A 10,603-nucleotide genomic window follows, 5' to 3' on the forward strand; every position below is an offset into this window, starting at 1 on the left:
GCCGTTTACATACCGAGTGATTTCGCTCTTTATACGTTCAGGATCGAAGTCAAAAACAATTAGCATATGGCGCCCCCATATCGCTCCCGTCTGACCATATTCCCTGGTTATCCAGGCCGGCGTACACGCCAGTATTTGGTACAGATGCCCTCCTTCTTCGTCGTCCGGCCCGACCTGCACGGTTAGCCATAGACCAAAGCACGATGGATCTTCTGGCCAATATTGGTCGAAACCAATGTGGCCACCGATATCTATTCCTTTAACAATCGCTTTCATGGCTTCGCAATATTCAAATGGCCATTACTAGTAACGACACCACTCTCTAACCGTTGGAAACTAGCTTGAGCGCCCGTCGGCACAAACTGTGTGCATGTATTGGGTTTCACAGCAGGCGGTCGGTACACGCGATTTCCATCCGCACTCACTAAACCACCGGCTACGCCATTCATAGGTCGAGCGCCATCTCCAACCCACACTTTCCCCAATCTATCTGCATCGGCTGCAGTTCCAGTTCCAATAGAGAAATTCGGATTCCGTGTACCGCTTCCTAGTACTGCTGCAGCCAAACCGTGAGTCCTGCGCACCGATGTTGGCCAGATTCTCCCTGGCAAGTTGGTCCTTCAGTGATCCGTAGGTTGCAACGTTTGTCGCATTATCCGCACCCGCTGCCGTGTTTATGGCACCAGAAGGACTCCMCACCTTCGTTGGTGACGTTCCGGCGCCCTGATTGCCTTTCTGCCCCGAGTTGAAAATCGCCCCTAATCCCTCGGAGCGGAATCGAGATCAGTTTCTCTTCAGAGTTGAAATCTAGGATCGAATCGGAGTCAAGGGAGATTTATCGAGGCCAACTCCATAGCGATCAAATATCTGCTCAAGCTCCTGAGCGAATGCGGGGTTCAGATCGCTATCCCAATCGATATGATGGCGATTGATCAGGTCAACGCATTTCTCCGTTCCATACATCTGGAGCTCCAACCAGTAGCCTGGTTCTAGCTGCAAGGGCGGGTATGTTGCGAGTGACTCAAATAGGATCGTCAAATTCTCTTCAATTTCCCCAACCCAAGTGATGTCCGCAAGCTCGCAMGTAATGAGGCGATAGATGCAATCGAGCGCGGCCTGCCATCGGCCTCGAGCGGGCTCTGGGTACATACTCTCGATAGACGCCAGCAAGTTTGCCAACGGGATGTCATCTATCGACATGAATTTCATATCCCATTGATAAGCGTGAAGTAACTGTTCTTTGCTCGGATTCATGGTTCCTGGTCAGTCGACAACCCGCTCCCAACACCTGATGTCGGCATTCCATTTGTATTTATCACTATCCATTGTCACTAGCTTACTCGGATCGTGGTACCGATATTCATTTGGGTATTCATATCGCTCCGGCAATGCCGGCCAGTCAAGACCTGGATTTCCGGATACATTCAGTTCTTTATCACTTCCACGAAGCAAATCTTCCTTTATCGACCAGAATAAACTACTAAGATTGTGCGCAAAACCCTGTGCCTCTATCAGAGCACAGCGTGCCGTTGTTAGGTCGCCCTTTTCAATGGCTTCGCGATGTATACGAACCAGCTCAGACAGCGTCAAAATATCAGATGCAAACGTCAAATCAATATCCCGCTTGTAATTCAAACTCCAGTCTTCGTGGATCGTACGCTCCGCCACGCCACGGGACCTTGCGAGATTCCACATGGAATCCTTGATTTTATTGAAAATGCCAATCATTTTATCTTTCTACCTCGGGCTGCATCTGTTTTCGCGGAATTTATAGATCCATCTAGATTTAAAACCCATTTAAAATTTCCGCTCCTGTCAAAAATTTCGAGATGATCCTTGTGTGCTCCATCCAAGTATAGTTGATCCCCCTTTCTCACGTGCGATCCGACATCTTCCGTTGCCTTGTAGACGCTTTGCCCTTGATATTGCTGAGATGTCTTTCTAATCGATTTATTTAGCTCTGAACCAAATCCGTCACTAGACAGATACTGTTTCATATTGCCCACTGCACCCGCGTTCGGCGAGTACCTCCCTATCGTCGCGCCGAAGCCGGATGCCGCACCGACCCCGACATCGGCTATCAGATTCGCTACTTCTTGCTCGCGCAGCGCATTGCCACCGGCTAGCTTGGCGGCGTTGCCTAGGGCAACACTGCGCATCTGATTCAGGCTGGTGTCGCCCAGACGCAGGTCGGCATACTCCATGCGCTCTGCATTCGTCCAGTTCGACGCTCCCTTGGCCTGCAGTTCAGCAATCCGCTGTCCTTGCTCTTGTTGCTCCGTGCGTAGCGCTTGCGCGACGGCCAGACATTCTGATTGACTAGAGCAATTCTCAACGCTCGCGCGATTTTTCTCCCACTCAGCCGCATAGCCTTCACGCTGCTGCCACCGCTGTAACTGCCCGCGATGGTCGAGGTGCTGCTGCTGTACTCCGCCTTGTTCTGGATGTCGCTCTGGGTCAGCGTGCCGGTGGTCAGGCTGTTCCTGGCTGGCGCTGCCGTGCTGGCCAGGATCCCGCCTTTCAGGTCGGTGTTGCCCTTGACGTTGACATCGAAGCCGCCTTTGCCGGCGTAGATGCCGCTCTGCTCCCTGACCGAGCTGTAGGTGCTGTCGGTGTTGCCCTGCGTGAGGCTTGCGCTGGCGTGTGCCGTGGTGCCGTAGCAGAACGGCGGCACGCAGAGGCTGGCCTGGGCACCTGAGGACGATTCCCTGGCGTGATAGGTGTCCGTGTCCGGGCGGCTCTCGATATTCAGGTCGCGGCCCACCGTCGCTTCCACGGTGTCGCCGATCAGTTGCGCGCCCTTCAGGTTGGTGTCGCGCCCGCTGGTGACGGTGACCTTGTCGGTGCCGGCCACGTGCGCGTTCTGGTTGGTMACCGATTGGCCGTTGGCGTTGGCCTTGTTCTGGCTGGCGGCCAGCTCCAGCGTGAAGCCGTTTTGCTGGCCGCCGATGCCAAAGCCCACGCCGATGCTCGCATTGCTGCCGCTGCTGCGGCTGCGCGGCACCAGCACGCTGCGGGTGCTGCCGTCAGGCAAGGTGACCGTCTCGGACACCAGCCAGACGATGTCGGTGGTGAGTGCATCCATCTGCGCGGCGGTCAGAGTCATGCCGGGCAGCATGTTGAACGGTTTTGCGGCGCGGACCCCGGCGGCCATCAGGGCCTTGTATTGCTCTTCGGCGCTGTCGTAGCCGGCAAGGTAGGTGCTTCCGGTGAGCCGGGTCACCTGGTCGCGCAGCAGCTTCTGCTCGTAGAAGCCATCGCCGAGTCGTTTCTGCGTCATGGCCGGATCGATGCCGAGCAGCCCCAGCATGTAGTCCGACGACAGGAAGTTGCCGTACCGGGTGAAGCGCGGGTCGGTCTCGACCAGGTAGGTGTAGCCCGGCTCGGTGCGATACGTGAAGAGCCCGTTGGATGGCAGCTTGATCGGCGTGTTGGCGAGCGACACGTTGGCCACGCGCCGTGCGGCCGCCGTGGCGCCGGTCAGCGTGGTGCTGCCGGTGCCGGCCATCGGGTCGCTCTTGCCGACATCCTCGTTCTGGACATTGCCGCCGTAGATGGTCAGCCGCTTGCCGGCGGTGATGGCGCCGCCAATGGTGCCCACCGCAACTGGCGTCAGCACCACGCCCGGCTGCACGACCTGGCCTACGTCCTGGCTGGGGTCCTTGTTCCAGGCGTAGGTGGAAACAATGCCCTGCGTGGTGCGCCGGTACAGGGTCTGGCCGATATTGGCGACCGTGGTGGTGCCGTACTGGCCAGAGGCCACCTCGCCGCCCTGGTGCTGGTCGCCGATCTGCATGCCGCCGCCGGCGGCCACTGTGCTGTACCGGTTGGTGAGGTTGCCGACGTTGGCGAGGATCATGTCGCCGCCCGAGATCAGGCTGGCGCCCGGCTGGCCGGGGTTGGCATCTCGCTCGGTGGCGGTTGTCGTGGTCGTGTCGCGCGCGATCTCGACGCGCTGCCAGCCGCGATGTCCGTCATTGCGGCTCGCGTACTCGGTGGCCGGGTCGTAGTGGACATCGCGGTTGTAGCCATCCCAGTAATTGACCAGCAAGACCCCGCCGCTTTCCGTCAGCGTGTTGTAGTCGATCTGGGTGGCGACCCCGTTGATGTCGGCAACCAGGCGTTTCCTGGCGTCATCGCGCGCGAGAATCTGGGAGCCCGTGAATGACGCATCGACTGGCGTCTTGTAAGGACCGGCCCAGACGGCCCGCGTGCAGCCCTTTTTCGGATAGGGGTTGGTCGTGGCGCACGCAATGTATTTCTCGCGCTTGCGCTCGTGCTTCGTGTCAACGGTGGTGTCGATGGCGACTGGCGGCGCCGGACGCTGGTTGATGAGGTCCTGCGCGGCGATCTCAAGCACGCCGTAGCTGCTGCCGCCTTCGATGGTGCTGCTGTCGTTGAATACCTGACCAGTGCGGTTCTTGAGCAGGCCGCGATCATCCCGCTCACCGTTGGCCGCGATATGGAGGTCGCCCAGGCTGTAAAGCGTGGCGCTCCCGGTATTGGTGACCTGCTGCCGGGCGTAGACATTCAGCGTGTCGGTGGCCGCCATGACGGCGGCCGCGCCGATGTTGTGCACTGCCCGGGCGTTGGTGGTCAACATGCCACCAATCATGGTCCCGGTGTTGTTGAGCGTGTCGCTGCTGGTGGTGAGCGTGTTGCCCTCCAGCCGGCCGGCGTTGGCAATCTCACCTGCGGCGGCCAGCTTCGTGGTGGCGGCGTTGATGGTGCCCCCGGCCTCGTTGACGATGCGGCCGGACGACAGGTCCAGGATATTGACGGCCTCGAACCTGCCCTGGTTGGTGAAGACGCCGGTCGTGCCGAAGGAGAGGTCGCGCTCCGCCTTGAGGCGGCTGCCGGCGGCATTGACATAGTCGCCCTGCGTGGCCACCGCCAGATCCTGCCCGGCGTGCAGGGTACCGGCGCCGGTGAGGCTGGCGGCGGTCAGCCCGATATCGCCATCGGCGACGACCTTGCCGGCGGCGTTGTGCATCTTCGCAGCCTGAATGGACGCATTGCCACCCGACGCGAGGCTGCCGCCCTCGTTACGGATGCTGCCGGTCTGGGCCGTCACGGTCAGCCCCGTTGCGCCATAGGCCTTGCCGCCGGCGTTGCTGAACGACTCGCCGATGTCGAGTTGCAGGTTCTTGCCCGAGACCAGCTGCGCGCCCACGGTGTTGTCCAGTTGCCGCGCCTGGAGCTGAACGTCGCCGTTGCCGCCAAGGGTGGCGCCGTGGATGTTGTCGATGGCAGAGGCGGTGATACGCGTGCTGCCCGTTCCAGTATTGGCGATCTGGCCGTTGTCGTTGGTGACGGTGCCGCCTGCGGTCAGGGAGAGCGTGTCGCCCGCCTGCAAGTTGCCGCCGGTATTGTCCACGTCACCGTTGAGGTTGGCCGTCAAGGCGCCATTGGCCAGCACCGTGCCCTGCCGGTTCGACAGCGAGGCACCCGCAAATTGGATCGACTGCCCTGAGATCGTGCCGCCGTCATTGCGCCAGGCGACCTGGCTGCCGTCGACATGCAGGCGCTGGCCGGCGTGAATCTGGCCACGCGTGTTGTCTGCCGATCCGCGCAGGTGCAGTGTGAGATCGGTCCCGGCGATGAGTTGGCCGCCGCCGGTGTTGGCCAACTGGCCCGCCGTGAGTATCAGCGCGCCGTTACCGCCGATGATGCCCGCGCCGGTGGCGCCGCCGCGGTTGCTGTTCTCCAGCCGGGCCGCCTGCACGGAGGTCTGCCCCGTGCCGGCATTGGTGATGCGCCCGTCCGCGTTGGCCAAGGTGCCGCCGGCCAAAACGCCAAGGTCGCCCGCGTCGGTCAGGATGGCGCCACTCGTGTTGTCGGCGTCGGCTTGGATCGCGATACCGGCCCCGTTCCGCGCGTACAGCGTGCCCGCGCGATTCGACAGCGTCTGCGCCGACGCATCGATCCGGTTTGCCGTCAGCCGGGCACCGTCGGTGCGCAGCGTGGCGGCGGCATTGGCGGTGAGCGCCTGCCCCGCCGCCAGCGTGGCGCCGGACAGATCGAGATCCCCCGACTGCGCCGCGAGAACGACGTCGCCGTTGGCGCGCGCCTGGCTGCCGGCCAGGCTCAGGGCGCCGCCGCTCACGTCCAGGCGAGTTCCAGCGAGGTTCTGCCCGGTGGAAGCCACGGACTGCGTGCCACGCACGGTCAGGCTGCCCGGCCGGGTCGTATTGCCGTTGGCATCAATGCCGGCGGCCAGCGTTCCGCTGGACTGTACCGAGCGGCCGGCCACCGTCAGGTCCTGGGCGGCGATCAGGGCGCCAGCGTTGCTGATGGTCCCCTCGCTGGTGGCGGACAGGCTGCCGCCAGCCGCGGTGGTGCCAGTGTTCCCGATGCCTTGCGCCCCGTGCATGGCGAACGCGCCAGTGGCGGAGGTGGTTCCCGATAGCGCGACATGTCCCGCGCTATCGAGCGTGAAGTCGCCTGCCTGCGCGGCCAGCGTGCCGGCGCTGCGCACTCCGACGCCCGCCTCCGTGCCGATCAGGCGGATGCGGTTCGCGTACATCCCGCCAAGGTTCGACACGTCGATGCCAACGGTGGGGCGATTGGCATCGCCGGGGATCACGTGGACGCCGAGCGTGGCGTAGTCGACCTGGTTGGTGCCGGTGATGACGTTGACGGCGTTGGCCCACAGCTTGCCGTTGATGGCCACCGAGCGGGCGATCAGGTCGACCTGATCGAGACTGGTGCCGTTGAAGCCCTGGCCCTCGACCTGGATACCGCCGTGGATCACGCGGAATGCCGCCAGGCTGCCGTCGCCGCCGAACACCAGCGCGCCGGTTGTCAGCATGGCGCGGTTGGCATTGATAAAGCCGCCACCGTTGACCGAAATGCCCGAACCGTTGGAAATGATGACGTCCGCGCGCTGCCCGGCAACCTCGATGTATCCATTCAACCGGCTTGGCGCCGCGCCCGTGACCTCGTTCAGGATGATGCGCGCAGGGCCGCTTGCGCCCAGGTTCGCGTTGCCGGGCACATAGCCACCAAGCTGCGTCTGCGTGATAGCCGTGGCGTTGTTCAGGATGGCGCCACGCCCGTCGACCGAGAACTGCTGGTACTGGTTATGCGACACGCCAGCCCCGGAGGGCGTGTTGATGTTGACCATCGGCGTGCCGTTGGGCGCCGCAGCCACGCCAGGGCCGCGCCCGGTGGCGCCGTCCGGCACGATCTGCGCGCCGCCTGCCTGCACCATGCCCAGCGCCAGCAGTACCGTGCAGGCGATCGACCGCAGGGTTGCCACCACCCCCGGTGCGCGGCCGATCAGCGTACCCGGGCATGCGCCCGCCGCCGCTTTGTGCGCGACAGTGAAGCATGCGGCGACAACCATCCGCATGCCGCGAGTCATGTTGAAAACCAGGCGATAGCGATTGTTGTTCATTGCGTCCAGGCGTCAAGGCGTCACAAACAGGTCACAAACAGGTCACAAACAGGGAGGTGCGGCAGCCAGCCGTATTGCGCTTTCGGATTCAGCGCACTAGTTGTCAGGGCACTAGTTGGCGGCCACGATGCCAGTCGTTTCGGCCGTTACGGTGGCCACGCCCACCAGCGGCGCGCCGGAGAGCTTGACGATGCCGGCGCCCGGAGCCAGCCAGGCGGTCCCTTCCAGCACGGGCAGCGGGAACAGGCTGCCGGGATACTTGYGGTCGTAATGCAGCGCCAGCTTGCAAGCGCCCTTGTACGTCAAGCCCTTGGCCGTCACGTCTTCGCGGCCGATGTATTGCACGGCAACGTTGACGATCCGGCCGATAGGCTTGAGGGCGGGTTGCGGCTTGGTCGCCAGGTCCCCGGCGTTTGCTTCCGACATGGTGAAGCTGCGCGTCTCGTTTGGCTTCATGCCAACCAGGTTTGGTGTGCCTGTCTGTCCCGACACGTTGTCCTTGAAGGTGAAACGACGATACTTGGTGTACTTGTTGTACGCGCCCTGATCGAGGTCACCGTAATCGGTTACGCCGATTGGAAAGATCGCGGAGGCCGGATCGATATAGAGCCGAGCGTTTGTACCGTGGCCATTGAAGAGGCCATTGACCAGCTTGACCTCGAGCGTGTCGTAGCTGCCGCCGTCGAAGACCGTGGTGCCAATGGCTGTGGCATCAAAGGTTGCCACCTCGCTCACGGGTCCGAAGTTCAGCGTCGCGGTGAGCTTCTGTCCGGCGGCGGGCGCCGCCAGGCAGGCCGCATCGAGCGGGGCTGCGCTCACCGGCACGGGTGTTGCTGCGCTATCGGTGACGGCCGGCGCTTCATTGGTCTTTGTCCCGCTACTGCCATCCGATCCACCACCGCAGGCGGCGAGCATGAAGGTCGTCACGGCCATCGCGGCCATCGCGGGTTTAATCTGCTTTTGCATCCTTGTTCTCCTAGTATTGGAAAGACACCGAAAACCCGCCTGCCGGCGAGCGTGTGGGGAAATTGGCGGGCTTGACGAGACCCCAGGCGAGGAAGGCGTCGTAGTACAGACCTTTCGCAGGGCTGCCGCGCAGGCCTGCCGCGACGCCGGCCAGGGTGCGGCCAGCCAGATAGCTGGCGCTTCGGCCGCCAACGGTGCCGGCATCAAGGCCCACGTAGACGCTCTGCGCGGTGGCGCCGAGCGGGATCTCCAGATCGTTGCGCCAGTACGCGCCACGCTCGGCAGCGAGTGTCACGTCCCCGTCGAAGCCGCGCACGGTCCAACGGCTGCCCATCGAGATGAACTCGCTCGCCAGCAAGGCCTGGCCGGTGTACTGCCCGTGCACCGTGGCGATGTAGCGCATCGGCATCCGGCTGCCACCTGCCCCGCCGGGCACCGAGAATGGGACCACCAGCGTGGCATCGAGCGCGGCGAGTCGATAGAGGAACTTGTCGCGCTGGCTGGGTGGATTGGGCGCGATCGTGCGAATCTCGGTTTGCCCATTGAGCCAGGGCACGCCAGCGCGATACGCAAGCGCGAAGTCGAACTGCGACTCGCCCAGGTAGTGGCGATGCAGCCAGCCGACTTCCGCAAAGGTCGTGCTGCGCTGCTGGTTGCGGATCTGCGTATCCTCGATGTACGCGTGACTCCAGCGGTGTCCAAGACGGAACTGCAGCGTGTTCTTCTGGAACTGGTCGCGTTGAAACAGGTACTGGGCCTTGAACTCCGCTGCCTTGGAGTCCCCGCTTGACGCGAAGACCTGGTTCACTCCGGCAATGCGCTGGTGATAGTTGTATGTACTGGCCGCAGCGCCGAGCGTCCAGTTTCCCCACGGCGCAGCGTAGTAAGCGTTGGCACCCCGGGTTCCCCGATCGCTCTGCGTGATATTGGCGTCGTGGCTGACGCCAATGTTGAACAGGTCATTCAGYCCGAGCGGGTTGTCGAAGCCCAGCGATACGTTGGCCTGCAGTTGCCCCGTGCCGGCGCTGCCGCTGTCGTCCAGGCTGAGGACGAGCCTCCAGKGCTTGGTCCGCTTGACTGAGATCACCACATCGGACTCACCGGGCATTTCCCCCGGCACGATCTGCATGTCGACGTCCTGGCTCGGCACGCGTTTCATCTGCTCCAGGCCCTGCTCAAGCTCGCGAATGTTCAGGAGATCACCAGGCCGGGCCGGAAACGCGGACCGCCACGAACCGCGCAGGGCCTCATCGGCAAAGCGGATCTGCCGGATGACACCGGGAATCAGCGACAGACGAAGCGTGCCGCCGGACAGATCCTGCTGCGGCACGGCGACGCGTGTCGTCGTGTAGCCGCGCGACAGGATCTGCGCACCCAGGCGGCGCACGATGATATTGATGCCCTCGCGGCCAACGCATTGATTTGCGTACTGATCCAGGTACGCCTGGGCGAATCGAAATGTGTCCAGCGGGAGCGCGCTGGCGCCATGCCGTCGAACCACTTCGGGGAGTTCTGGCGGCACGTCCAGCAGGACCCTGTCGACGGTGAAGCAAGGGGCTTCCACCGGCAGCGAGGTGGACAGGGAAACGCTCGACGCCTGCCCGCCGTCCAGGGAAACACTCGGCGCCTGCATCTGCCGGGCGCGCTGCTCAGCCTGTTCGATATTGCGCTCGCGCTGCAGTTGCTGATTCTGTTCCTGCCGCGTGCGGCGCAATGCCTCGTCAACATCCCGCAAACCCTGCGCCAACGCGCCACCCGCCATCAACAAGCTAACGGAAGCGGGAACAGCGCGGCGCAGAAACAGAGCAAGGCATAGACCCATGCAATCGGCTCGATTGTTGTCTTGGTTGGACGGAAATTCCGGCGAAGCCGGAATGCGCTCACCCCGCGCGGGGCATTAACGCGGAAGTCGCGGATATTCACGTTCCGTTGTGAGCGCGCCAATGCGAAAAGACGTTGCAACGGAGGGCGGCTTTCKAGCAGCGATATCGGATCTGGCCGTTTGCGATTTCGCCGTGGCGCGTTACGCTGCCTGCAACGGATATCAAGCTGCGCAGCGTAGCAACGGAGGGCGGCGATTGAAATCGGACGGCGCTGTTCAGATTAAACGTTGATGACCTGCTTGCCGAGAGCTGACGCGATGACATCGTCGGCGGAAACGCCTTCCTTGTTCCAGCTCATCAGCCGTTGCCAAGCCAGGTAGTTCGGCAAGTACTTGGTGGCCACGCCCCTGAGTTG

Annotated in this window: 7 protein-coding genes and 1 pseudogene; all 8 read right to left on the reverse strand. The window is 62.6% G+C overall.

Going from position 1 to position 10,603, the window contains the following annotated elements; genetic code table 11:
• Nucleotides 1-276 (reverse strand): Imm8 family immunity protein (locus AC1DS3_RS28965; RefSeq protein WP_477128449.1); only part of this gene is annotated, 276 nt, incomplete at its 3' end.
• Nucleotides 277-807: 531 nt separating this feature from the next.
• Entirely contained in the window at nucleotides 808-1,254 is a 447-nt protein-coding gene (locus AC1DS3_RS28970) for a hypothetical protein (RefSeq protein ID WP_441632784.1), read from the reverse strand.
• 9 nt (nucleotides 1,255-1,263) lie between these two features.
• Nucleotides 1,264-1,728: a hypothetical protein gene (locus tag AC1DS3_RS28975; protein WP_441632782.1), complete on the reverse strand. Its 465-nt coding sequence runs from the start codon at nucleotides 1,726-1,728 to the stop codon at nucleotides 1,264-1,266.
• Nucleotides 1,725-2,204, reverse strand: a complete 480-nt coding sequence (locus tag AC1DS3_RS28980) for a hypothetical protein (protein ID WP_477128450.1) — start codon at nucleotides 2,202-2,204, stop codon at nucleotides 1,725-1,727. The genes AC1DS3_RS28975 and AC1DS3_RS28980 overlap by 4 nt, the downstream gene beginning before the upstream one ends.
• A complete protein-coding gene (locus AC1DS3_RS28985) occupies nucleotides 2,165-7,399 on the reverse strand; it encodes a two-partner secretion domain-containing protein (RefSeq protein ID WP_477128451.1) in 5,235 nt (1,744 codons plus the stop codon). Before AC1DS3_RS28985 ends, AC1DS3_RS28980 begins: the two co-directional genes overlap by 40 nt.
• A 111-nt stretch (nucleotides 7,400-7,510) precedes the next feature.
• Entirely contained in the window at nucleotides 7,511-8,365 is an 855-nt protein-coding gene (locus AC1DS3_RS28990) for a hypothetical protein (RefSeq protein WP_477128452.1), read from the reverse strand.
• A 10-nt stretch (nucleotides 8,366-8,375) separates the two neighbouring features.
• Entirely contained in the window at nucleotides 8,376-10,100 is a 1,725-nt protein-coding gene (locus AC1DS3_RS28995; protein ID WP_477128453.1) for a ShlB/FhaC/HecB family hemolysin secretion/activation protein, read from the reverse strand.
• A 368-nt stretch (nucleotides 10,101-10,468) separates the two neighbouring features.
• A pseudogene (locus AC1DS3_RS29000) lies at nucleotides 10,469-10,603 on the reverse strand (IS1595-like element ISCARN29 family transposase); the annotation flags it as partial.

It is taken from the genome of Cupriavidus sp. 01L46 (assembly GCF_056399905.1).